The sequence below is a fragment of the Adlercreutzia agrestimuris genome (assembly GCF_943193125.1).
Taxonomy (GTDB): Bacteria; Actinomycetota; Coriobacteriia; order Coriobacteriales; family Eggerthellaceae; genus Xiamenia; species Xiamenia agrestimuris.
Genome location: NZ_CALPCX010000003.1, coordinates 1 through 25,883, shown reverse-complemented (window position 1 = coordinate 25,883; position 25,883 = coordinate 1). Strand labels below are relative to the sequence as shown.

The 25,883-nt window shown below is 46.5% G+C and carries 21 protein-coding genes; 4 read left to right on the top strand and 17 right to left on the bottom strand.

What is annotated here, in order from left to right:
* Positions 1-10 precede the first annotated feature (10 nt).
* From prfB to NFR28_RS05630, 14 genes are all read right to left on the bottom strand, one after another.
* The gene (gene prfB / locus NFR28_RS05695) at positions 11-1,105 is read right to left on the bottom strand and encodes a peptide chain release factor 2 (RefSeq protein WP_251178869.1); all 1,095 of its coding nucleotides are present in this window, start codon (positions 1,103-1,105) and stop codon (positions 11-13) included.
* Between the two features lie 8 nt (positions 1,106-1,113).
* Complete coding sequence (secA, locus tag NFR28_RS05690) at positions 1,114-3,918, bottom strand: preprotein translocase subunit SecA (protein ID WP_251178868.1); 2,805 nt, start codon at positions 3,916-3,918, stop codon at positions 1,114-1,116.
* Positions 3,919-4,039: 121 nt separating this feature from the next.
* A complete protein-coding gene (locus NFR28_RS05685) occupies positions 4,040-6,682 on the bottom strand; it encodes an AfsR/SARP family transcriptional regulator (protein ID WP_251178867.1) in 2,643 nt (880 codons plus the stop codon).
* An 84-nt stretch (positions 6,683-6,766) separates the two neighbouring features.
* On the bottom strand, positions 6,767-7,195 hold the full coding sequence (rsfS, locus tag NFR28_RS05680) for a ribosome silencing factor (protein ID WP_251178866.1): 429 nt from the start codon (positions 7,193-7,195) through the stop codon (positions 6,767-6,769).
* 2 nt (positions 7,196-7,197) lie between these two features.
* Complete coding sequence (yqeK, locus tag NFR28_RS05675) at positions 7,198-7,875, bottom strand: bis(5'-nucleosyl)-tetraphosphatase (symmetrical) YqeK (RefSeq protein ID WP_251178865.1); 678 nt, start codon at positions 7,873-7,875, stop codon at positions 7,198-7,200.
* Between the two features lie 32 nt (positions 7,876-7,907).
* On the bottom strand, positions 7,908-8,531 hold the full coding sequence (nadD, locus tag NFR28_RS05670) for a nicotinate-nucleotide adenylyltransferase (RefSeq protein ID WP_251178864.1): 624 nt from the start codon (positions 8,529-8,531) through the stop codon (positions 7,908-7,910).
* 1 nt (position 8,532) lies between these two features.
* The gene (locus tag NFR28_RS05665) at positions 8,533-9,834 is read right to left on the bottom strand and encodes a glutamate-5-semialdehyde dehydrogenase (protein WP_251178863.1); all 1,302 of its coding nucleotides are present in this window, start codon (positions 9,832-9,834) and stop codon (positions 8,533-8,535) included.
* A 35-nt stretch (positions 9,835-9,869) separates the two neighbouring features.
* The gene (proB, locus tag NFR28_RS05660; RefSeq protein WP_251178862.1) at positions 9,870-11,006 is read right to left on the bottom strand and encodes a glutamate 5-kinase; all 1,137 of its coding nucleotides are present in this window, start codon (positions 11,004-11,006) and stop codon (positions 9,870-9,872) included.
* Entirely contained in the window at positions 11,006-12,400 is a 1,395-nt protein-coding gene (gene obgE, locus NFR28_RS05655) for a GTPase ObgE (RefSeq protein ID WP_251178861.1), read from the bottom strand. The genes proB and obgE overlap by 1 nt, the downstream gene beginning before the upstream one ends.
* Positions 12,401-12,497: 97 nt before the next feature.
* The gene (gene rpmA, locus NFR28_RS05650) at positions 12,498-12,755 is read right to left on the bottom strand and encodes a 50S ribosomal protein L27 (RefSeq protein WP_120360331.1); all 258 of its coding nucleotides are present in this window, start codon (positions 12,753-12,755) and stop codon (positions 12,498-12,500) included.
* Positions 12,756-12,770: 15 nt separating this feature from the next.
* Positions 12,771-13,187, bottom strand: coding sequence for a 50S ribosomal protein L21 (gene rplU, locus NFR28_RS05645; protein WP_251178860.1), 417 nt, complete (start codon positions 13,185-13,187; stop codon positions 12,771-12,773).
* A gap of 187 nt (positions 13,188-13,374) precedes the next feature.
* Entirely contained in the window at positions 13,375-16,002 is a 2,628-nt protein-coding gene (gene polA / locus NFR28_RS05640) for a DNA polymerase I (protein WP_251178859.1), read from the bottom strand.
* A gap of 34 nt (positions 16,003-16,036) precedes the next feature.
* Entirely contained in the window at positions 16,037-16,708 is a 672-nt protein-coding gene (locus tag NFR28_RS05635) for a winged helix family transcriptional regulator (protein WP_251178858.1), read from the bottom strand.
* Between the two features lie 3 nt (positions 16,709-16,711).
* A complete protein-coding gene (locus NFR28_RS05630) occupies positions 16,712-18,055 on the bottom strand; it encodes a glutamine synthetase family protein (protein ID WP_251178857.1) in 1,344 nt (447 codons plus the stop codon).
* A gap of 123 nt (positions 18,056-18,178) precedes the next feature.
* Between NFR28_RS05630 and NFR28_RS05625 the strand changes: the two genes are divergently transcribed.
* The 4 genes from NFR28_RS05625 to NFR28_RS05610 all read left to right on the top strand — a co-directional run bounded on the left by NFR28_RS05625 (position 18,179) and on the right by NFR28_RS05610 (position 21,933).
* Positions 18,179-19,447 carry a glycosyltransferase family 4 protein gene (locus NFR28_RS05625; RefSeq protein ID WP_251178856.1) on the top strand — a complete coding sequence of 423 codons (1,269 nt, stop codon included), beginning with the start codon at positions 18,179-18,181 and terminating at the stop codon, positions 19,445-19,447.
* Positions 19,448-19,456: 9 nt separating this feature from the next.
* Complete coding sequence (locus NFR28_RS05620; RefSeq protein WP_251178855.1) at positions 19,457-20,740, top strand: DegT/DnrJ/EryC1/StrS family aminotransferase; 1,284 nt, start codon at positions 19,457-19,459, stop codon at positions 20,738-20,740.
* On the top strand, positions 20,740-21,342 hold the full coding sequence (locus NFR28_RS05615) for a sugar transferase (RefSeq protein WP_251178854.1): 603 nt from the start codon (positions 20,740-20,742) through the stop codon (positions 21,340-21,342). Before NFR28_RS05620 ends, NFR28_RS05615 begins: the two co-directional genes overlap by 1 nt.
* A gap of 234 nt (positions 21,343-21,576) precedes the next feature.
* Positions 21,577-21,933 (top strand): Hpt domain-containing protein, encoded by a 357-nt coding sequence (locus NFR28_RS05610; RefSeq protein WP_251178853.1) that lies wholly within the window; start codon positions 21,577-21,579, stop codon positions 21,931-21,933.
* Positions 21,934-22,025: 92 nt separating this feature from the next.
* On the opposite strand, the gene NFR28_RS05605 is transcribed toward NFR28_RS05610, so the two are convergent.
* The 3 genes from NFR28_RS05605 to NFR28_RS05595 form a co-directional block, all read right to left on the bottom strand.
* Positions 22,026-22,991, bottom strand: a complete 966-nt coding sequence (locus tag NFR28_RS05605; protein ID WP_251178852.1) for a DMT family transporter — start codon at positions 22,989-22,991, stop codon at positions 22,026-22,028.
* A 2-nt stretch (positions 22,992-22,993) separates the two neighbouring features.
* Complete coding sequence (locus NFR28_RS05600) at positions 22,994-24,778, bottom strand: NTP transferase domain-containing protein (protein WP_251178851.1); 1,785 nt, start codon at positions 24,776-24,778, stop codon at positions 22,994-22,996.
* A 164-nt stretch (positions 24,779-24,942) separates the two neighbouring features.
* Positions 24,943-25,883, bottom strand: a 941-nt coding sequence (locus NFR28_RS05595; RefSeq protein ID WP_251178850.1) for a glucosaminidase domain-containing protein, incomplete at its 5' end; no start/stop codon positions are given.

Sequence of the window (25,883 nt, the reverse complement as noted above, 5' to 3'; positions counted from 1 at the left end):
TCAGTCTACCTTACTGAGACACGCGCCACCGATGATAACCGATAACAAAATCATCCAAATCGCCATCTAATACGGCATCAACGTTACCTGTTTCTACCCCACTGCGAATATCTTTAACCATCTGATAGGGATACAAAACATAATTGCGAATTTGAGATCCAAAAGAGTTTTCCATGCGCTCGCCTCGAATAGAAGCAAGTTCTTCTGCTCGTTTCTGCTCTTCAAGCTCATAAAGCTTCGCCTTTAAAACGCGGAAGGCGGCTTCTTTATTCTGAAGCTGCGATTTCTCATTTTGACATGTCACCACAATCCCTGTTGGAATATGGGTTAAGCGCACCGCTGAGTCAGTGGTGTTTACACATTGTCCACCCGGGCCGCTTGAGCGATACACATCAACACGTACATCGGCTGGATTGAGGTCAACTTCAATGTCATCAGGAAGAACAGGTAAAACTTCTACGCCCGCAAAAGTGGTTTGACGTCGTGCTTTCGCATCAGTCGGCGAAATGCGCACCAATCGATGAACACCGTTTTCGCTTCTCAGCATGCCATAGGCATTACGCCCTTCCACTTGGATAGTAGCCCGATCAAGCCCAATACCTTCACCTGGCACAACATCCAAAACAGTGACTTTCCAACCACGAGATTCCGCATAACGAGTGTACATGCGATACAGCATATCGGTCCAGTCTTGCGCCTCAAGACCGCCCTGACCGGGGTTGACAGTCAGAATTGCATCACCAGCATCAAATTGCCCTGAAAACCACGAATTGATTTCAAGCGCATCAAGCAGTTTTGCGAGTTTTTCAATTGCTTTTTGCGCCTCATCAGCAAAGCTCTCATCATCTTCCGCCAGCTCTGCTGCCGTTTGTGCGTCTGCCAAAAGAGATACCGCTTCATCATATTCTTGCAACGTATCACGAAGATTGCTTGCCTGTTTAGAAACAGCTTGCGCGTGTGCTTGATCGTCCCAAAACCCGGGTTGCGAAACTTGTATATCAAGATCTGCAAGCGTCTTGCGCGCCTCGTCAATATGCAGGTAGGCGCGCGCATCTACTACACGCTGACCTACCTGCTCTAGTTCTTTAGTATCAATTTGAGCCATAACTACTTTTATGCATCCTTGCCGTGGCACTTTTTGTACTTCAATCCAGATCCGCAAGGACATGGATCATTGCGACCGACATTTGCAAAAGGATCATCTTTGTCTTTAACATATGTCTGCGGTTTTGCAGGTGCTGGACGCGGGGGCATTGAACCAGGCGCACCTGCTTGCGGTGCGCGCTGAGCACGCGATGCAGCAACACTGGTTTGCTCAAGTGCCTGTTCAGGATTTGAGTAGCTCACTTTACCCTCAAGCGGGCTTCGCTCTTCGGTGAGCTGCGGTTTGTCTTGCGCTACAGCAACTTGCAGACGCAAAAGAGTGCGCAGGTAGTCTTCGTACATCGTATGAGTCAGATTCTCAAATGCAGCATAGGCTTCATTTTTATACTCAACCAACGGATCGCGTTGAGCCATTGCACGAAGACCAATACCTGTCTTGAGATAGTCCATCTCAGAAAGATGAGCCATCCAACGCGTATCAATGATACGAAGCATTACCTGGCTCTCAAGCATACGCATAGCTTGTTCGCCCAACGACTGCGATTTCTGTTCATATACTGCTTGCAAATACTCGCAAAGCGCTTCTTCTACAAGAATTGGATCATCATCATGCTCAAGCGCATTCACATCAAAATCATTTGCGCCGGTCATGGATGCTGCCCATGCATTAACCGCTTTGATATCCCAGTCATCAGAGGGATATTTTGCCGGGCAATTAGCTTGAACAACCTCTGAGACTGCATCGGCAATAATACGCGGGATGCGCTCATCCATGTCTTTACCGTCCAAGATGGCATTGCGCTCGTCATAAATTGCAACACGTTGCAAATTCATTACGTCGTCATATTCAAGCACGTTTTTACGTGCTGCAAAATGCATGGTTTCTACCTGTCGCTGTGCGCCTTCAATTGCTTTAGAAACCATACCGGCCTGAATTGGCATATCCTCAGGCATGTCGGTTTTTTCCATCATTTTTGCAATGGAGTCCATCCTGTTACCGCCGAACAGGCGCATAAGGTCATCTTCAAGCGACAGATAAAACTGCGTCACACCTGGATCACCTTGACGTCCGGCACGACCACGAAGCTGATTGTCGATACGACGAGATTCGTGACGCTCGGTGCCAATGACCGTTAAACCACCCGCCTTAAGCACTTCCTCATGCTCTTTGGCGCAAATCTCCTTTGCTGCTTTAAGCGCTGCCTCTCGCTGTTCTTTGGTAGCTGGGGCTGCTTCGTCCTCTTCTACGATTGCATCCGGCTCCAAATCAGGGTTCAAGCCTTGCGCACGAAGTGCATCTTCAGCCATCTGCTCTGGATTACCACCAAGCAAAATGTCTGTACCACGACCAGCCATGTTTGTTGCAATTGTCACAGCGCCAACACGTCCAGCCTGCGCAATGATATGAGCTTCGCGTTCGTGATTCTTAGCATTTAATGTTTCGTGTTTAATACCGCGCTTATCAAGCAAACGACTCAAGCGCTCAGAGCTCTCAATTGACACAGTACCAATCAAGCAAGGTTGTCCATTTGCGTGACGCTGGGCTACCTCATCAGCAACAGCATTAAACTTCGCATTGATAGTGCGATAGATTAGGTCATCTTCATCTTTACGAACAACTGGTCTGTTGGGCGGAATAGCTACAACAGGCAAATTGTAAATCTGCCTAAACTCAGCATCTTCGGTCATAGCTGTGCCTGTCATACCGGAGAGCTTGTCGTATAAGCGGAAGTAATTCTGCAACGTAATCGTAGCAAGCGTTTGGTTTTCTTCGCGAATTAACACATGCTCTTTTGCTTCAACAGCCTGATGGAGGCCTTCTGACCAACGTCTGCCCTCCATAATACGACCCGTAAATTCGTCAACAATCTTAACTTCACCGTCAGCAACAACGTAATCAATATCTCGGTGGAACAAAAACTGTGCCTTTAGTGCTTGCTGAAGATGATTGGCCAACTGACCTGAAGGATCAGCATAAATATCATCAATACCAAGCATGGCCTCAATTTTTTCAAGACCGCTTTCGGTTGCAATGATTGTCTTTTTTGCTTCATCCATCTCAAAGTCAACATCACGACGAAGACCAGGCATTACGCGAGCAAATTTATTGTATGTTTCGGCAGCCTGCGTACCGGCACCAGAAATAATCAACGGCGTACGTGCCTCGTCAATCAAGATTGAGTCAACCTCGTCTACGATGGCAAAGGCATGACCGCGTTGCACGCGCGAATCAGCGCGTGTCACCATGTTGTCGCGCAGATAATCAAAGCCAAACTCAGAGTTTGTACCATACGTAACATCAGCCTCATATGCAGGCTTTTTTGCAGCATTACGTTGACCGTTTTGAATGAGACCAACCTTCATGCCAAGCGCTTTATAAACCTGTCCCATCCATTCGGAGTCGCGCTTAGCCAAGTAATCATTAACAGTAACAACATGGACGCTGCCGCCAGACAAAGCATTCAGATAACCAGCCAAGGTTGATACAAGCGTCTTACCTTCACCGGTTTTCATCTCGGCAATCTGTCCATCATTGAGCGCCATACCACCAATGAGCTGGACGTCAAAATGACGAAGCCCGATAGTTCTCACCGATGCTTCACGTACCGCAGCAAATGCTTCAGGCAAAAGTGCACCCAGGTCTTCACCGTTATCGAAACGCTCTTTAAAAAGCGCAGTAAGCGCCATCAGTTCTTCATCGCTCAAAGCCTTCATCTGCGGCTCAAGCTCATTAATGCGAGCAGCTTGAGCTTGATAGTTTTTCATTTGCTTTCCCTCGCCTAGGGTTAGCAATTTGGAAAGAAATCCTGCCATGTGCAAAGCCTTCCTTACACCATTTACCCCCACACGTACACGTGTGCTAAAAGGTGCTTTTATGCATACTATAATCCTTGTGTACTTTATCACATTGTCCCTGATTGACCGCTTCTGTGCATCAAACAAGCACTTCTTCAGATTCAACAATGCTCCGATACAAACGCATAAGTTCGCCTGACGGATCTATGCCCAATTCATCCGTTAAATACCTCCGGCAGCTTTGACATGCTTCAAGCGCAGCAGTACGTTGCCCGACAGCCAATTGCGCACGCACAAGCGACACATATGCGTCTTCGCGCGTGCGATCGCGCTGCAAGGCGGCACGTGCAAACCATAAGCTCTCTTGAGGACGACCTGCTTCATATAATCTCGTGGAAGCATTTATCAGCGCATCCACAAGATGACATCTATAGTCACTTCTCCATGCTTCAATCGTGCTATTTTCATTATCGCTTGGCAGGATTTCTTCACTGAAATCCTTATTGACCTGGGTCAGAAGCGCTGGCCATCCTTCATAAGTGGGCTGTTCAAACAACAGAGATTCACACGCCGCCTCTAACCGCATCACATCAGAACGCAGCAATGTTGCATCTAACCGAAGTGATTGTTGTTGACGAATCAAATAAGGGCACTCTCCATCAGGAGTCATAAGCGCTTCGCGCAGCTTTGACCACAGGCTATACAGCCCCTTTCTTCCTGCTGCAACCGAAGAACCCGGCCACATGATTTCTACGAGTCGATCTCTCGAGTATTCCTTGCCCTTATTGAGCACTAAAAGCGCGAGGAGTGTTTTGATTTTTTGACGACGAAAGTACTCGGGTGCTACGCGTTGCTGCCCAATAAAAACCTCCAAGCCACCCAAAAGATTAACGGTAAGCAAAGGATACCCTGGCGTTGCAGGAGCGGCATAACTGCTCGCGGCGCTTACGCCTGAACCATTTTGGTGGTTCTCTGTATAAGCAGAAGTGTTCAAAGAAGCAGCTGCATGCGATGAGGTAAATTGCTTACGCGAATTGGCCGTCTTCTTTAAAAGATACTCTTCCACTTGTTTTTGCTGACCAAGAAGAGTAATGTTTATAAGCTGCGCCCGATCAAGCAACTCATCAAGGAAAGCAGTTGTGCATACCAACCCTTGATCAACCAGCTTTTTTAACGCAATAATACATATGCTTTGCACATGTGAAAGCCCTTCCCCTTCGCTCAACTCAATCTGAGCAAGCACTTGCTTAACAATATCGTTAAGCAAGCTAAATTCATGAGGCACACCTTGGGTATACACCGCTTCAAAAAACCATGTTGCAGCGGTGTAATACGCACATAAGTGCACCCCTTTTTCGCCATATGCAAAAAGAAGTTTTGCTGCTTGGTCGAGATCGTCTGCAAGCTCCCTGCGAAAGCACACCAAAAAGGCAAGTTGATTGCGCATATCGCTATTCATGGTTGTGGCATTTGATAGTAGTTTTGCCGCCGATAAAAGTATCTCGTGCTGGTTGTTCGCCTGCTCAAGTTGGCTCAATATCAGCAACGCCACTACACGTACATCGCTTTGTGCCTGAGAGGATTTTGAAAGACGAAGCACCAAACGACGAGCCGCATCATATTGTTTCAGATGCATAAGACAAAGTGCGTGAATAGCGTCAAGGCGAGCATTAAGATTCCCACGCTCTCTTCCCAATGACATATAAAGTTCATAGGCAGGATAATAGCTTGCATGTTCATGAAGCACCTGTGCATGCTCTGCTAACCACACAGCCCGATCTGCACTAGGAAGCGTATGCTGCACGAGTTCGCAAGCTCGTCTCTCCTCTTTTTGAGTAAGAAGCATCTCGCTTAAAGAAGTAATCAAATTTTGCGTTGTTGACATACGAAACGCCGAGGAAAGCAACGTACTTTTCGAACGTAGTATCTCGCAAAGCAGCGCAGCGTTTAAATCTCGCGCATGACAAACTCCTTCTTGTTTGCTATAAGCGATCACCGCATATGCTTTTGCAATCTCAACCATTTCTTGAGAATCCACATGGCAACATCCGCATATGACCGTCATCTCAGTATGCTTAAGCATAAGAGCCACTAACAATCCCGCTTGAGAGGTAAGTGGCATATCTTCGCGAAAGAGGCGCTTCAAAAACTCACGTTCATCTTTATCTCCCCACGCAAAGCACGCTATGCGCTGCAAAGAGAGATGGTCGGTGTCATACGTCTGAGATATTTGATCATCAGGTAAAGATTGCGCAAACAAGTGTGAGGATGTGCTTTGTTCCTTAAAGAGTTCATACTCACGATCGTTCAACAAAAGATCCTGAGCTCCAACTGTTAAGCGCAGGCGCTCTTCATTAAAGACATCATGAGACGGCGTGCAGGTAACAATTACTTCGCAACCAGCAGAGAGAAGTGATCGAATATCTTCAATCAGCCGCTCAGATCTTTCGGTATCAAGATGCGGCACATCAAGTATTACCAGCAAAAAGGGCTCGGCATCTTGTTGCAAAAGCGTCTTTGAAATAAGACCCGCATCAAGATCTCTGAGAAAACAGGGCGAAGTTGCTTCCATCCAAAAGACGTGATTGAACTGCCATACTGTTTGCGCGTACTCAAGCGCCACACTCCGCTTCCCAAACCCAAATGGCGCCGATATAACACGAAGTGCATGCCGTTCGCGCAACAAATGAGCCACAATATGCGGTCGAGAGACAAGCTGTAAAGCAGAAGCGGTCTTAGGACGTACACCCTTTAATGCGCACCGTGCGAGATATTCAGACATACTGACCACTCCTTTACAATAAAGAATGGTCAAAAGTCTGTTTTGTTACAGTATCACTCGCATTTTAGTAATGCAAGGACAATATTACTCACGTCCTAAGAGTTTTGCGATTCGCTCAGAGTATTCTAGGTTGGTTAATCCTGCCTCGGCGGCAAGATCTATAACAGGTGCATCATTCCATAATGCCTCAAGACGATAGAACTCGCGCGTCTCAGGCTGGAACACATGCACGATAAAGTTGCCATAATCAAGCAGCGACCATGTGCCATCTTGGGTACCTTCTCTATGCAGAGGTTTCACATGTGCCTGAACGCGTTCCTGCTCTTCAATCTCGTCAACAATTGCCTCAACCTGACGATTGTTTGCCGCGGTGACAATTACGAAATAGTCAGTCACGCCAATGAGGTCACGTACCTCCTGCACCATGATATCAGTAGCCTTTTTTTCATCAGCTGCACGTGCTGCAATAAGAGCACATGATTTTGAATCGAGTGATAGCTGCTCTTGAGTCATGACTATCCTTTCAGTTGATTGCGCGTCCGTTCGCGCTCTATGTAGTAATTCCAAATTGTGGCGGTTTGCGGATGAAAACGTCGATTGCCATCGATAAGTGAAAGCATAATGTGGCGAAAGGTGCGCAAAAACAACGTTTCTAGCTCAACTTCGCCTACCACATCGCGCAATTCATTGAGTCCTTCAAAATCTCTTCCTGGTTCTAGAGCGTCTGCAATATAGACAATCATATCCAGTTCACTCATACCAACTGCACCTGTCGTATGACGTGCAATAGACTGAAGTACCTCAGGGGAAATCTGTGGATAAATGCGGCCAAGAGCCGCAGCAGCGGTAGGACCATGAAGCAATCTTGGCATCGTCTCTATCACGGTTGGATGGATATCAATTTCAAAGATCCGAGCACGCATTTGTTCATCTGCATCATCAAAATCTTTATCCCAATCATGCAAAAGACCTGCTAACTGCGCCGCTTTTTCGTCAACCCCATAGTGTTGTGCTAGCATGCGTGCTGTTTCAGCTACACGCACGGAGTGATCGTAGCGCTTCGGTTTGAGGCGCTCACGTAAGTCTTTCATGCGCGCTTCATAAAATGCTCGCGTAAGCGAGTCAGTTGTATCAGGGGTAAAAAAATCACAACCATGAGGTGTTATTGCGCATTTAGTTGCATGTTTACCCATAACGATTCACCATCACTTTACTCATCATAACGTTAGTGTAATGCGCAAACTTGAGGCGACGTGCGATAAAGTCCTTTTTCTGCAATATAGGCACACACTGCATCAGGAACAAAGTCTTCAATTGGAAGTCCTTGAGCCACCCTCTGACGTATTTGAGTAGAAGAGATAGTCATTGGTTCAATCTCGACAACCTCATAGCGAAAACCTCTCTCATCAAGACGTCGTTGTGCGGCCGCATCAAACTCATATCCTGGTCGCGTCACACCAACAAATTGAGCAAGCTGCGCTAAACGATCCGCGTCTTTCCACAGCGGAAGCGTCACCAAAGCATCCATTCCCACAATGAAGAAAAAGGTCACATCGGGATATCTTAATGTGAGTTCCTCAAGCGTATCTACGGTATAGGTGTCCCCTTGACGCTCAAGCTCAAGCGTGCAAAGAGAAAAATGAGGCTTATCCTGCAATGCACCTTCGCACATTTCTTTACGCATGAGCCCATCAGTTACCTGCTGGTTTTTCTTAAAAACCGGTACTGCTGCAGGCAAAAAGAGTACATGATCCAAATTACACGCATGATAAACGCGCTCAGCACATTCAAGATGAGCTTTATGAATAGGATCAAACGTTCCGCCAAGTATTCCTACCCGCTGAGGCATATTAAGCGCGCACCTGCCCCGTTCCACGCACAAGGTATTTATAGGTGGTAAGCGCTTCAAGCGCAAAGGGTCCACGCGCGTGAAGCTTTTGCGTAGAAATACCAATCTCTGCGCCTAAGCCAAATTGACCACCATCAGTAAATGCCGTTGAAGCGTTTGCATAAACCGCTGCAGCATCAACACCACGCAAGAACGCCTCAATAGCACAATTACCTTCTTCGCCATGATCATCAGCAACAATAGCTTCAGAATGGTGTGTACCATAACGATTAATATGAGCTATAGCTTCATCAACGCCACTCACGCATTTAATTGAAATCTCTGGAGCTAAATATTCACGACCCCAGTCATCATCAGTAGCAGCAACTACTTCAACGCCCACATCCAGGCCTACCTCAGCCGCCAAATCACATACCTGCTCATCGGCATGAATCAGCACACCTTGTGCAACCAACTCTCGCATAATCTCAGGCAAGAGTTCTGCTGCCGCGTCTGCATCTACAAGCAGCGATTCGCAGGCATTACAGACCCCGTAGCGTCGGCATTTAGCATTTACAACGATCTCGTTTGCGCGTTTTTGGTTTGCGGTTTTATGAAGATAGATATGACAGTTGCCCGTACCAGTTTCAATAACAGGAACAAGTGAATGCTCAACGCAGTGTTGTATAAGTCCTGCACCACCGCGAGGAATCAGCACATCAATAAGACCTCGTAGCTTCATAAGAGCATCAGTTGCACTGCGCTCTGTTGAGGTTATACCAACAATACAACCTTCTGGTAGTCCTGCTTCACGAGCAGCATCGGCAAGCACTTCCACGATAGCAGCGTTTGAGTGCGCTGCAAGTGATCCACCGCGCAATATGCAAGCATTACCTGACTTCAAACAAATACCTGCCGCATCAGCTGTCACATTAGGACGCGCTTCATACACAACAGCAACTACGCCAAGCGGAACACTCATACGCGTAAGCTCAAGATCGTTGTAGAGCGTACGTTGGTCTAAAACAATCCCAACCGGATCAGGCAAGCTCACCAAATCCTGCAAAGCTGAAGCCATATCCTCTATGCGTGCTTCTGTTAAAAGCAACCGATCAATCAAGCTTTCGGGGGTTTGTTTGGCTCGCGCTTGCTCAACGTCTTGTTTGTTGGCCGCAAGAATTTCCGGAGCGTTTTGACGAAGCGCGTCTGCCATCATATTAAGCGCTGCATCTCTGTGCTCAGATGACATCCCAGCCATTTTCTGGCTTGCCTCATGTGCAGCATGAGCCGCATTCACCACTTCATATTCAACTTCAGCAGTCATAACGGCCTACTCCCTTCGCCTACTGTCTGATCATTCTATTCAAACACGATGAGATCGTCTCGATGTACAAGTGATCGGTCTGCCAAATGCGACAAAACTCGATTAGAGCGAAGCGCCTCACGCGAATGCCCACACGCCAGTTCCACCTCATCACTTTGAGCAGCAATCTTGCCACGCGCAAATACGTGTCCGCTTGCATCTTTAATGTCCACGATATCGCCCGCATCAAAGCTGCCTTCTACTTGCTTGACACCTACACAAAGAAGCGATTTGCCGTGTGAAATAAGCGCCTCTTTAGCACCGGTGTCAACAACCAAAGAACCTCGTGCAGCATCTCCTAGAGCAAGCCAGAGTTTCTTTGCGGTAATTTCGTGAGGTTTATTTGCTGCAACAAAACGCGTTCCAAGCGATTTACCTGCGCATATATCGGTAATATTATGCTCTGTGCGTCCATGGCAAATTACCATAGGAATGCCTGCCGCCATCAGAACACGAGCAGCTTTGATCTTGGTGATCATGCCACCCGAACCGACAGTTGAGCCCGCTCCTCCTGCAATCGACAAAATTTCTGGTCCAATTCTGTCCACTTGCTCAATAAGCGTAGCACTCCTATTGGTGGCAGGATTGTCGGTATAAAGGCCATCTATGTCCGAAAGAATAATCATAAGATCGGCGTCAATAAGGCAGGCAGTAAGCGCAGCAAGCGTGTCATTGTCACCAAAACGTATTTGCTCAACAGATACGGTATCGTTTTCATTAACGATAGGAACTACACCTAAATCAAGCAGACGCAACAACGTATCATGCGCATGTAAATACGCCTTTCTATCTGCGGTGTCTCTCCTGGTAAGCAAAACGGTTGAAGTGGTAATACCAAACGGTTCAAACGCACGCGCATAAGCCGCCTGAAGCGCAGACTGACCCACTGAAGCAGCCGCCTGCAAACTTGGCATATCACTTGGACGTTTCTTAATGCCCAGTGCCTCTAAACCACAAGCGATAGCGGCAGACGTGACAATAACAGGTTGCCAACCGCATTCTTTTACCTGGGCAATTTGTTGTGATAGTTGTTCAAGATAGGCATAATCAATAGAACTCTCAGATGTAGTGAGTGTCGAAGACCCTATTTTGATAACTACTTTTTGTGGACATGAAACTGCGGTATATGTCATTACAGATCAAGCTCCCCAAAGATATCTTCTGCTGTTTGAGCTGACTCAAAATCAAATGCCATCTCAAGAATTCTAATCTCATCACCATCAACCGCACCAGCTTTTTCAAGGGCTTGATCAATACCAGCGCGCTTGAAACGATGCTGGAAAAACGCAATAGCTTCTTCATTTTCCCAGTCGGTTTGCACAACCCAACGCTCAACCTGCGGACCGCTTACGCGCCACACGCCACCACCAAGTGGAGTAATGTCGAAATGGCGATCTCGCTTCTCACGCTTGAGTTCCCATACGTGTTCATATTGAACACCTTCGCCAATCTCATCACGTGCAGCCTCACGCAGCTCATGTACCTTAGTGGCAATTGCGGCTTTAAGACCATCAACACCTTCGCCAGTAAGTGCACTAATACAATACAACTTTGGATCAATCGGACTCGGTGCAAACTCGTTACCGCCAGCAGCCGCAATAGAATCAGCCTTCACTCTTTCGGCAAGCTTTTTGCAAACCTCTTCTGTACCAGCAACATCAATCTTATTTGCCACAACAATACGAGGACGCGCGGCAAGCTCATCGGCATATAAGGCTAGCTCACGGTTAATAATCTCGTAATCACTGAGAGGATCTCGTCCTTCCCAATCTCCGGTCAAATCAACCACATGCACAATCAAAGCCGTACGCTCAATGTGACGCAAAAACTCATGACCTAAGCCTCGACCTTCTGAAGCCCCTTCAATAAGCCCAGGAATATCAGCGGCCACAAAGCTCAAATCACCAGAACGACAGACACCCAAATTAGGCACAAGCGTGGTAAACGGATAATCGGCAATCTTAGGACGTGCTGCGCTCATCTTTGAGATAAGAGAAGATTTGCCAGCCGAGGGCATTCCTACGAGTGCCGCATCAGCCATCAGCTTCATCTCAAGTTCAACCCAGCCCTCAGTAGACGGTTCGCCTAGCTCGGCAAACGAAGGAGCACGACGGGTAGAAGTCACAAAATGCGTGTTACCACGACCTCCACGACCACCCGAAGCAACCGTCACACGTTCTTGGTCATGGGTGAGATCAGCAATGAGCTCTCCTGTCTCTTTACTGTCTTCAAAATACTCGTGCACGACAGTACCAACAGGAACCTTAAGTATGAGATCTTCGCCGCGTGCACCATGCATTCGGCTACCTTTACCATGAGTTCCGCGCTGCGCCTTAAAATGATGCTTAAAGCGATAGTCAATGAGCGAGGAAAGCGAAGCATCAGCTTCCAATATCACGTCGCCGCCATGTCCGCCGTCGCCGCCATCAGGTCCACCCTTAGGCACATGTGCTTCACGACGAAATGACATACAGCCTGCGCCGCCATCTCCACCTTTTACATGAATGCGAACTTTATCAATAAACATACGATATCTCTCTCACGTATCTCATATGCACAAACGCCCCCTGGCTGGCAGGGGGCGTTCATCTACAAGAGGTATGCGCTGTTGCAAGCCGAAGGTGTTACGCTTCGACCTCAGGGCGAACATGGATCTTACGCTTAACACCGCGCGTAAATTCCAACGTGCCGTCACACAAAGCAAACAGCGTGTCGTCTTTGCCACGACCAACATTCTCACCAGGATGGAAATGCGTGCCGCGCTGACGAACGATTACGTTACCAGCATGAACTTTCTGACCAGCAAACATCTTCACGCCAAGTCGTTGTGCGTGGGAGTCGCGACCATTACGGGTAGATCCGAGACCTTTCTTATGAGCCATGGTATCCCTCCTCGCTTACTCAGCGTCAGCAGACGCAGTCTTATCTTCATCAGCTGCAGCTTCTGCTTCAGCCTTCTTCGGAGCTGCTTTCTTGGCTGCAGGCTTCTTTGCCTTAGCTGCCTTTGCAGAACCTACTGATTCAATCTCAACGCGAGTGAGCTGTTGACGATGTCCACGAAGCTTCTTGTAGTTCTTGCGCTTCTTGAACTTAAATACCAGCTGCTTCTCACCTTTGAATTGCTCAATCACAACAGCAGTTACTTTTGTAGCAGCTGCCTTAGCCGGATCAGCTTCAATCTTATCACCGTCTACGATGCAGATTGCAGGCAATTCAACCTTGTCACCAACTTGAGCATCAAGCTTCTCAATGTTGATCTTGTCTCCAGGAGCAACCTTATATTGCTTGCCACCCGTTTTTACAATTGCGTACATGTATACTCCTTGACGAATAAACGCTTGGCGATAACTTATAAGCGTGGTTGTTGCAAGACTTTTTCAAGAACATATGCACACCCGACGCGTATCATCGCACTTATTCTTCATGCGCCCTTTTGAGCGCAACCATTGCATTTTAGCAAAGAAACCCTCACTGTAAAGCACATATGAAGATTCTCCACACCTAATGTGCCTCAGCCCAGTTCTTGCCAACACCAACATCAACCACCAGTGGCACCGACAGTTCTACAACCGACTCCATGACGCTTTTTACCATGCTGCAAACACTTTCAAGCTCATCTTTTGGAACGCTGAGATCCAATTCGTCATGAACCTGCACCATAAGCTGCGCTCTACAGCCATCAGCCTGCAGTCTGCGCTGAACTTCAGTCATAGCAAGCTTAATAATATCAGCAGCACTTCCCTGCATGGGGTGATTCATAGCAGTACGTTCGCCAAAACCGCGCTGTTGAGCGTTTGATGCTTTCAGTTCTGGTATATGGCGTTTGCGCGCAAACATCGTCTGCGCATATCCCTTTTGTTTTGCATGTTCAATAGTATCGTCAAGATAACGCCTTACCTGGGGATATGCATCAAAGTAACGTTCGATCATTTCTTTCGCCTCGCCAAAAGGAATGTCTAAACTTTGCGCCAAACCAAACGCTTGTTGACCATACACAATGCCAAAGTTAACCGCTTTTGCGCGTGAGCGAAGCTCAGGCGTCACCTCATCAACAGGCAAGCCAAATACATGCGAAGCAGTTTGCGCATGGAAATCTTCGCCAGAATTGAATGCTGCAATTAAGTGCTCATCTTGAGAAAGATGCGCTAAAAGCCTTAATTCAATTTGCGAATAGTCGGCAGACACATAGACCTCGTCAGGCGCAAGCGGAACAAAGCATTCGCGAATCTGTCTGCCAAAATCAGTACGGATAGGAATGTTTTGCAAATTCGGGTCAGAAGAGGACAACCGACCAGTAGTGGTTACCGTTTCATTGTAAGTTGTATGGATGCGCTGATCACCTTTAAGCATGCGCGGTAATGCATCTATGTAGGTAGACTTGATTTTCGCCAACTCACGATAATGAAGAACCAGCTGAGGAAGCTCATGGGTTTTTGCGAGCTCCTTTAACACCCCTGCATCGGTTGAGTATCCACGCGAATTTTTCTTGAGAGGCGGCAATCCCAACACCTCAAACAAGATATGAGCAAGTTGTTTCGGAGAATCTACGTTGAATTCTTCACCCGCAAGCTCCCAAATTCGCGCGCGCAAACTATCAAGATCAGCCTGCGTGGACACACCAAGCTTGGTAAGTCGATCCACATCAAGTGCTGCGCCTGTACGCTCCATGATAGCCAATACCGCCACAAGAGGCAGGTCTATGTCGAAATATGCTTTTGTGCTTTCATCCTGTTCAAGCGCTTGTTCTAGCGGTTTTTTCAACGCACGTATTGCCGCCGCAGCAAAAACAAGCGCATCCTGAGTATTCTTCGCCTCAGGCATTACACCGCCCACGTATTCGTTCAGTAAATGGTCAAGACTGTATTCGCTTTGAGAGGAATTCAAGACATATCCTGCAAGACCGATATCAAACGCACGCAACGCAAGCAGATCATTTTCATCAACTAACGCTTCACATGAACCATCCTTCGGATAAATGCATTCAATGAGCGCTTTGACGTCTAAGGCAGCAAACTCCCCCTCCACCGCAATAAGCTTAAGTGCGCATTTTGCCTCGTCGTCGTCAAAAAGCGCAATACCTTGTGCGGTGGCAACCGCCAAATGCATCCCGGTAGAAAAGAGCGTGGTTTGGGCTTCTGACTCATAGGCAACTCCCACCACGTCATGATTGGCAATTGCAGCATCTAAAAGAGCAGCCGCCTCTGCACCTTGCGCAACCGGATCAACTACGAGATCAGCTGCCGCAGCAGCTACATCGTGACCTGTCAGCTTAAGAACACGTGTGAGATGCGAAGAAAAGCGAAGTGCCTCAAATGCTTCTTTTACTTGCTCGGGATCAAATGAAGGAAACGCAATATTTTCAAGGTTAAGATCAAAGTCAAGATCGCGAATGATAGTTGCAACCTTACGCGATGCGAATGCATTATCTTTATGCTCTTCAACGCGCTCTTTTTGTTTGCCTTTCAACTCATCTATGTGTTCATAAAGCCCTTCAAGCGAACCATATGCTTGGAGCAGTTTTGCAGCTGTTTTTTCACCAATACCCGGCACTCCTGGGATGTTGTCAGAAGAATCACCTTTAAGTCCCAAAAAGTCAGGAACCTGCTCAGGAGTGACCCCATAGCGCTCTTTAACTTCATCAGGGCCATAAATTGCAATGTCGGTCACGCCTTTTTTGGTTGTCACAATGCGCGTGAGATCACTGGCAAGCTGATAGGCATCCTTATCTCCTGTTACCAGCAGCGTCTCATATCCCAATGCCTCATCGCGCGCAGCTATTGTGCCTAAGATATCGTCGCCTTCCCAACCAGAAATGCGAACAACAGGCACGTTCATAGACTCAAGCAGCTGCTCAATGAGCGGAAACTGAGCTTTAAGATCAGGATCCATGGGAGGGCGTTGTGCTTTATAGCCTTCAATTGCTTTCATGCGAAACTCAGGACGACCAGCATCAAATGCACAAACGAGAGCGTCGGGGTGCTCACCATCTATAAACTTCAACAACATTGACATAAAACCAAACACGGCATTTGTAGGTGTTCCGTCAGGAGCGTTCATAGTTGGGGGTACCGCATGAAACGCGCGATGCATGAGTGAATTTCCGTCAATTACGGCAATCTTTTTAGCCATTTATCCTCACTAACCGTATGCACACTAAACGTGGCTATGCACTCCACAGATACCCAACACCGCGCACTGTCTCAAGATGCTGCGACAATTCAGGACCAAGCTTTGCACGGATACGGCGAACATGCACATCAACCGTTCGCGATCCACCATAGTAATCAAATCCCCACACGCGTTGAAGCAAAGCATCCCGCGAGTAGGTGCGACCTGGATGCGTAACCAAAAAAGCAAGTAACGCATACTCAAGATACGTCAAGTCAAGTGGCATCCCGCTTACGGTTACCTGATACGTTGCCAAATTGATAGTCATATTATCTACGCTGAAGAAATCAGTTGCAGAGCCTTCATTGCCTGGCCACAAAAGAGAGCGAATACGCGCTCCACACTCAGCTTCCCCAGCCCCTTGAACCACAAAGTCACTTTTAACTTGAACTGGCAAACGAAACTCATTGAGCAAGTCTTCAGCCACAATCACCAAAAGTGAAGCTGTTGTGTGATCAAGTATGAGAGACTCCACGCTCCCAACACGGCCCGCAACATCTTCATTAGCTTCAAAAATCACGAGATCACATGTTGGATGCTGTGTGAGCAACTTCTTAAGCTGCAAAGAAGAACCCGCCGCAACCTCTACATCCATACCAGCTAACACGCGCTGAAACTTATAGGCATTATCCAAACTATCGGCAACAAAAATTACTGTTTTTCTCACCGTTTAGAGCACCCCCAGGTAACGCTCTTGTTCCCATTGTGACACCGCACCTTGATAGTCATTCCATTCAGCGCGCTTTGTGTCAACCAGATATGAATGAATATGATCTCCAAGCACGCTACGCATAAGATCAGACTCTGCAAAAAGTTCAACTGCTTCACCAAGGTTTTCTGGCAATGTTGCAAAACCTTGTTTGCGTAATTCCTGACGAGAGAGATTGAAAAGGTTTTTGTCCTCGGTTGGCTCGGGCGGTTCAAGTCCTTCTTCAATACCACGCAGACCTGCAGCCAACATAACCGAAAAGGCCAGATAGGGATTAGCCGATGGGTCAGGACTTCTCAATTCTAAACGACATGACATTTCATGTTTTGGTCGATATCCTGGAACGCGCACCAGCGTCGAGCGATTTGAGCGCGCCCATGAAAGATAGATAGGCGCCTCTCCGCCCGATATCAACCGCTTGTATGAATTAACACAAGGATTTGTAACTAAGCAAAATTCAGGAGCATACTTAAGCAAACCCGCCAAATAGCTTTTTGCTGTCTGCGAAAGTCCATAGCCAAGCGGATCATCTGCGTCATAAAACGCGTTATTGCCATCCAGGTCAAACAAGCTTTGATGCACATGCATGCCCGATCCTGGCTTGCCTGTCATAGGCTTTGGCATAAATGAAGCATACACCTGATGCTTAATTGCAACCTCTTTCACCACCAGCTTATACGTCATAACCGCATCTGCCATGGTAAGAGCATCGGCAAAGCGCAGATCAATCTCATGCTGAGAAGGACCGTTTTCATGATGCGAATACTCAACAGGGATACCCATTTTTTCAAGCGTTAGAACAGTATCACGACGAAGATCAGATGCATAATCCAAGCTTGTTAAATCAAAGTACCCGCCATGGTCAAGCACTTCAGTTGTATCTGAATTACGAAAATAGTAAAACTCAAGTTCGGGACCTACGTTATAGATATAACCCATCTCGCGCGCACGACTAACCATACGGTCAAGTACAAATCGCGGGTCACCCTCAAAGGGCCTTCCATCGGGGGTGCAAATATTACAAAACATGCGTGCTACCGCGTCTGATTGTGGGCGCCAGGGCAGAACCTGAAATGTTGTAGCATCAGGAAATGCCAGCATATCGGATTCCTGAGTATGAGAAAAACCCTCAATGCAGCTTCCATCGAATCCCATGCCTGAATGAAAAGCATCATCAAGCTCTGAAGGAATAACAGCGAATGACTTCATGGAACCCAAAACGTCGGTAAACCAAAATCGAACAAAGTGCACGTCTCTACTTTTAATGGTTTTCAAGACAAAATCTTGCTCAGGAGTAATCCCCATGTGCTCATCCTTTCTCAAATTCGCTGTTATTATACTCGCCCACCCTCTGAACTATGACGCTCTTTTCGTCATTGGCGTATGCACTCAATACGCCAATGCGCAAGCTTTGCTATACTGACTAGCATGAATACACCAAGCAAACAAAACAACAAACCGCGAATTGCCGTTGTAACTATGGGCGTTAAGCTCGGTGATGAAGTACGAGGCTATACTCGCTTTCGTGCGCTTTCAGAGTTACTCGTTAAGCAAGGTTTTGAAGTAGATCTCATAACCTCGGCGTTTCAACACTGGGATAAAGCTCACCGTGATACCACCCGTGCGTGTTATCAAAACCTGCCCTACCATATTGTTTTTATTGATGAGCCAGGGTATCAAAAAAACCTTGATCTTGCGCGCATACGATCACATCGACAAGCAGCAAAAAATCTCCGAGGGTACTTTGAGTCTCATCCTGGACGCTATCAGCTTATCTATGCTGAAATTCCCCCCAATGATGTCGCACGCATCTGCGCAGAATACGCACAAGCGCACAATATCCCCTTTGTGGCAGACGTGAATGATTTGTGGCCTGAAGCAATGCGCATGGTAATTGATATCCCTGTTATAAGCGATATTGCTTTTTATCCTTTCGCTCGCGACGCACGCATTGTCTATCAATTGCTCTCAGGCGCGGTTGGCACCTCAGAAGAATATGCTAAACGCCCTGCGAAAGATCGTGAAACACCTTATCCGCAGGCTGTAGTTTATGTTGGCAATAATCTTGCAACATTTGATGCCGGTGCGGCTGCCTGCGCCGCCGAAATTATCAAACCCGATAATGAATTCTGGGTTACCTATGCAGGTACTCTTGGTGCAAGCTATGACCTTGCAACGCTTATTCGTGCTGCCGCACTTATTGAGCACGATGATACGATGCTTGGACGTTCCACGACGCCACTTGCATTGCGCATTAAAATTCTCGGTGATGGTCCTGAACGAGAATCACTTGAAGCCCTTGCCCAAGAACTTGATGCACCTGTAGATTTTCTTGGATATCAAGACTACGACCATATGGCAGCTTACCTTTGCGCTTCAGATGCAACCATTAATTCTTTGGTGAAATCAGCAGTGCAAAGCATTGTTACCAAAATTGGCGATTATCTTGCCAGTTCAAAGCCGATGATCAACACTGGAAGTTCGCCTGAATTTCGCGCAAAGGTTGCTACTGACGGTTTTGGCTTTAACGTTGATGCCGAAGATGAGCAAGCATTGGCACACATAATTGTTGAACTTGCCAACAACCCATCTATGTGCAAAATCATGGGAACAAAAGGTCGTGTTATAGCGGAAACCGAGTTTGATCAGGCGCATTCATATCAAAAGATCGTTGATCTTATACGCAACTTATTATAAGGAGCATTCGTGAGCACCGATATTGCTATTCCTTTTTCGCCACCCGATATTACCGACGAAGAGATTGCTGAAGTTGTTGATACTCTTAAAAGTGGTTGGATTACAACTGGGCCTAAGGTAAAGGAACTTGAACGACAGCTCAGCGCGTTTTGTCACACCACAAAAACTGCTTGCGTTTCTTCTGCTACTGCAGCACTTGAATGCGCTTTGCGCGTTTTGGGTATAGGCCCTGGAGACGAAGTTATTACTTCAGCTTACACCTACACCGCCTCATGCTCTGTTATTTGCCACGTTGGCGCAACACCCATCTTATGCGACACGGCACCTGATTCATTTGAAATGGACTATGAATCACTCAAGGGGCTCATAACACCAAGAACAAAAGCGATTATCCCTGTTGATCTTGCGGGTCGTATGGTTGATTACGATGCGTTATTTGCCGTTGCTGAAAGCACCAAGGCAAGCTTTGTTCCACAGCACCCTCGTCAAGAAGCGCTCGGACGCGTAGCAATAATTGCAGATGCCGCGCATGCGCTTGGCGCAGTACGCCATGGAAAACATGCAGGGTCTGTAGCTGATTTGACTGCTTTTTCTTTTCATGCAGTCAAAAACTTTACTACTGCCGAAGGTGGCGCACTTACGTGGCGCGCTGACACCTTTGATGACGATGAGCTTTACACCGAAATTATGCTCTGGGCGCTCCATGGTCAAACCAAAGATGCCCTCGCAAAAACCAAAGCAGGTGCTTGGGAATATGACATTGCATTTCCTGGATACAAATGCAATATGACCGATATCCAGGCCTCCTTGGGATTGGTCCAACTCAAACGTTATCCAGGGCTTTTAGCACGAAGACGAGAACTTGTGAGCGAATATCTTGCCAATCTGGACCCAAAGCGCATCAGCGTATATCGCCATTACGAAAACAAAGCAGGTGCCGAAGACTCGCTTGCTAATGATGCTTACGCACGCAGCTTGCCTGACGGCTATTCATCAAGCGGGCATCTTCTTATATGCCGACTTCCTGGTAAAACTCACGTATTTCGCAATGCGCTCATTGAGCAAATGGCAAAACAAGGCGTTGCAACAAACGTGCATTACAAACCGCTCCCCCTCTTGAGCGCCTATCAAAACCTTGGGTTTAACTGCAAGGATTTCCCGCATGCACTCGCACAGTTTGAAAACGAAATCACGCTTCCTTTGCATACTTTGCTTACCGATGAGGATGTCGTAACAGTATGCAAGGTCTTCAATGACGCCTACAGCCTGCTTGAGGAACAAGGTATTGCCTAATGTATAAACGATTTGGAAAACGTCTTTGCGATATTGTAGTCAGCCTTATAGCACTGCCGTTCGTGCTGCTTATTATTGCTATTTTGGCGCCATTTATCCATTTCGAAGATGGTGGTCCAGTATTTTACAACGCACCGCGCGTTGGTAAAGACGGCCAAGATTTCAAAATGTACAAACTACGATCCATGAAGGTAAATGCACCTGACTTAGTTATGGAAGATGGCTCCACCTATAATGGCGCTGACGATCCACGCATGACCAGGATAGGCGCATTTATGCGTAAAACCTCCCTTGATGAAATGCCTCAGTTTCTCAATGTACTCAATGGCACAATGTCGGTTGTTGGACCAAGACCCGACCTTCGCCGCGAAACCGAATTATACGAAGGCAACGAATGCATGAAACTCTTGGTTAAACCAGGCATTACGGGTTATGCTGCGGTCTATGGACGAAATTCTTTACCTTGGCACGAACGCTTAGCACTTGACGTTTATTATGTAGAACATGTGAATTTTCTCTTAGACGTTAAGGTCTTCTTCAAGACATTTTCAACAGTATTCGCCCAAGAAGGCATCTATGTTGAAAACGAGAAGGACAGCTAAAAAAAGCCATAATTTACATACTCCGCTGTCCCATTCTCGGGATAGTCATACTACAGCAACAAGCCACAGGGTCTCTCATAATTGTTGACCTATCAGGTCATTTCACCGTTTGGCAACGCTCCTTCTCTCTCCTGTTATCAGAACTTTACGTCGCGTATACTTTCACTATCTTATTGGGGGTGCATCTCAGGACACATAGGGATTTCATCCAACTATGTGGAGGAGGTAATTGGTATGGCAGAATTAAGCGACTTCTCAGAATCCACCATTATTAATTATGAGGAAGCCATGGATCGCTTTGGCGGAAACAAGGAACTCTATATGCGCCTTGCGAGCAAGTTTGCTGACGATCCACATCATGCTCGCCTCAAGGAGGCTCTTGCTGATTCCGACATTGAAACGGCCTATCGTGCAGCTCACTCACTAAAAGGTGTTGCTGGCAATCTCTCATTTACTGATCTTTATACTGTTGCAACTCGCGTAAGCGATGCACTGCACTCAGCAGATGTTGCAACCGCCCTACAAAACATGGACGAGCTTGATAGCGCTTATGACGCCGTCAAAGATGCTTTGGCTTCACTAAACTCCTAACTTAAAACAGTTTGAATTGCAAAAGAAGCGCTCACCTTGGTGAGCGCTTCTTTTGTGGTCTCATTATTTAAATTGTCCGATTAAGCATTCTTTTACTTTGAGCGCGAGGTGCCAAATAATTCTTTCCAATCGCTTGCTGCAAGAATGGTGCCCGCCAGGATAACAATACAGCAGATTACCGAAGCAACACTAGGAATGGTTCCTTGTAATATAAGAGCGAAGAGTACCGCCCAAGCGGAATAACTAATATTGAGCGCCATAGACTTTGCTGCACCAATAGGCGAAGAGATTGATTTGTAATAGAACAGATAAGAGGTGACACCAGCTAATGCTGCAAGACCAATGATTCCTGTTGCAACTGAGGGAATTGCCTGAGCGGTAAACGCCCAAGCGCCAAAGAGCGGCAACACTACCAGCGCATATACCAAACCTGAAGTGGTCTCGCGAATCTGAAGTGCAGTCTCATTGTCAACCGAGTCATCTTTCATGCCCCAGCCACAGATAACCGCTTCAGATCCCCAACCAATAACAGCTGCAAGTGCCGCAATAAAGCCAAGTGTTGGATTAGCACCCATCTCGCCTCCGCCAGAAGAGATATAACCCATAGCAATAATGCCACCGATTGCAACAAACAGAGCAATGAGTTGCTTTGGCAGCATGCGCTCTTTTAGGATAATTGCTGACAAAAAAGTTCCTACAGCCGGATAAATTGATGAAATGATTGCTGTATATCCTGCGCCAATATTATCAATTGCAATAACATATCCCGTCATACCAATAGGACCGCCCAGAAGTGCTCCTAAAATAACCACTTTACCTGAACGTGTTTTAAGGGCTGCCCAGGTATCCTTGAGACGTCCTTTAATACCCATGTAAATAAACATCCAAATGGCACAGAAAATGTCATGCAGAGCAGATGAAGCTATAGCAGCATAAGCAATTGCTTCAGCCGTGCCAATGTAGGGTGACATAGATAGCGCAATACCCAAAATAACGGTATCAAGGCCCCACAAAAGGCCGCTTGTCAAACCAAACTTAATAGATCCAAATCCATGCATTATTAGCAACCTTCCTTGTCGGCCTGCTCATACCAATTCAAAACTTTATCCAGATAGTCTTTAGCGTAGCGATAATAGATATATAGCCACTCTCCAACAATATCTCCTTCCGCTTCTTTAAGAAGTGCCCAGACATACCAACACCAACCAGCTAAGACGACATAAGCGAAGTTATGCCGTATCTCAGCATCCGTAGGGGTTCGATCGAAATAGAACTCAAGTGCTTCAAGTGCCTGCTCTTCAGAAAGTTGACAGCACACTACAAAGGTTCCAAAGTCACTTGCATAGTCTGACATCCCTGAGTATTCCCAATCGATAAGCGACATATGATCGTTCTCATCAATTAAAAAGTTCAGCATGAAAAAGTCATTATGAGATAAACAAGTATAAGTCTCATCGGCATCCGCAAACGCCTTAAGACGCTTTACCTTTTCGGCCATTTCATAGTAGCCAGGAACATCAATGGTGCCCAAGCGCTCAAGAAGAAGTTCTTCGTAGCGTTTACCTTCGGCATAAAAGTCAAATGTTCGATTCACGTTCACTTGGGATTCGTGGAGCGTTCGAGCCATATCCATTGCGCGCTTCACGTGTGTGGGATCAGAAGGATCAAGCTGTCGGCAATTTGGAATAAACTTTGAAATCTTCCAACCTTTTTCTGGGTCTTCAGTAATAAAAGTTGAATCCAGTCCAAGCTCACGCGCCATCTTCTGAGCAATTACCTCAGCCTCGCGATCAATGATTTCTTCAGTTCCTACACCAGGATGACGATAAACAAATTCTTCGCCGCCCACCCTAATATGGCACGAAAGATTTGTGAGTCCTTGCTTAAGGGGATACACATCTCGAATATCGTTTTTCTCACAACCCAAAGCTTCAACAATATTGTCAAAAGCCTCTGAGTCAATGTTTTGAAGGAAAAGTGGATCGAACTCACGCAATTCATCAAGGGTGTCAAACTCAAAAATTTCACCTTCAGGATAAACGCGTGCGGTCATGTCAAGTTCAGTAATATGATCAATAAAGAGTTCTTCCCAAAGCTTGTCCACTGTTACAGGTAGGTGATATTCAGCCTCTAAGATTTCACGGAATCCCTCAGAGAAAGCACGATCAAAATAAACATGACCAAGCATGATGTGCGAATCAGCACCACCAATTTGCACATCCACGATACGGTTTCCTGTGCCCATATGCACACACCACTCTTCAGTGGGCCCATCTACATAAGTCACGGCATAGTAGGCTTTATACACAAATGCTTCAAAAGGATTCTTAACGAAGTAGTTATCTGAAGAGCATACAAAAGTATTGCGAAGTATTTCGCGAACCACCATAAGAGATGAGTGATTATTGCGCTTGGCATATTCAGTATTGACCGCAATAGTGACGCCAAATTTTTCCTCAAGATAGAAAAAATACTCTTTCTTGTATCCGACTACAACCGTAATGTCAGTAATGCCCACCTCATGAAGTTGGCGAATTTGACGTTCAATAAGAATCTCGCCACGTACCTCAAGTAACCCTTTGGGTTTTTCATAAGAAATGGGAGCAAAACGAGATGAAAGACCCGCTGCTAAAATAATGGCATTGTCGACACGATACGGCTCAAGCTCAATAAGTCCTGCTTGTGTAGGTGTATCTTGATCAATAAACCCGCGCTCAATTAGTTCTTTGCGCGCAGCATTAACCGATCCCAACGAAAGACCAGTTGCAGTGGCAATTTGTCGCTGAGAAGATTGAGGATTTTGTTGCAACGCAGCTAAAACAGAAAACTCATTTTTTGAAAGCATGGTCAACTTCTTTCTGGGTGCACGCCGTATACCATGCGTTCAATATACTATGTTTTCTAATTCTTTTGAACACTTATGTTCATAATTTTTGTAATTTTTTATTATTTGAACAACAAAACGGGTGAACGGCATTCGTTCACCCGCTTCATAAAGCACACGGTATATTAAAACGTTGCTAGTTTTTTGATATAGGTCATAAGCTTGGTGTTATATTGCCTATCCGCAGCCCACGTACCAGCAAGTTTTGCTACAACAGGAGCGCTACCACGCTTGGAAGCCAAATACTTAAAGCGCGGGTCAACGCATGGCTGATTCAAAGATGCAGTTGAAGCATGGCCTTTAAGATGCTGAGCTTGTGCCAAAAGACCTGTCTTTACATCAGTAAAGGTTAATCCTGGCTCACCGCCACCTGTTGCACCCAACCCACCAAAGTTGCATTGCACTTTTCCGTTTCTATCAACATCGCCCCCAAATTGCAGCCAATTTGTTTCAAGCATAACTTGAGCGAAAAGCACTTCGGCGCGCACACCTTCGGCTTTTGCTTGACTATAAATGAGCTGACAAAAAGCGTTGATAGTAGGAGCTCCTTTGGAAGCATATTTATAAGCGGGGTATTTCCACCCTTTAGAAGCTCCCAAACTCATCATTTCGTTGTAATACTTCACCATCTTATTCACGGTAGTTTGCGAATTACCCATAATGGCATAATTATTTCCCGTAGCATCAAGGACGGCATCTGCTGAGCTTGTTGATGAATTTGAAGAACCCCCTGAATTTGTACCTGGAGGATTGGAGCATACACCCGAAGCGGCAAAGGTGTATGTTTTTCCATCAATTGTTTTTGTACCTGTTGCCATAGCGCCATCGCTTGGGTTGAAGTAATACCACTTGCCGTTGACTTCCTCCCAACCGGTTGCCATATAGCATCCCGTCTTGAGGTAGTACCATACCCCACCTAATTGCAACCACGCATTCTCACGAGCTGCACCTGATGAGTCAATCCAGAACCAGTCGTTATTGACCTTCAACCAACCATAGGTACGCATAGCACCATTGCTTGGGTTGAAGTAATACCACTTGCCGTTGACTTTCTCCCAACCGGTTG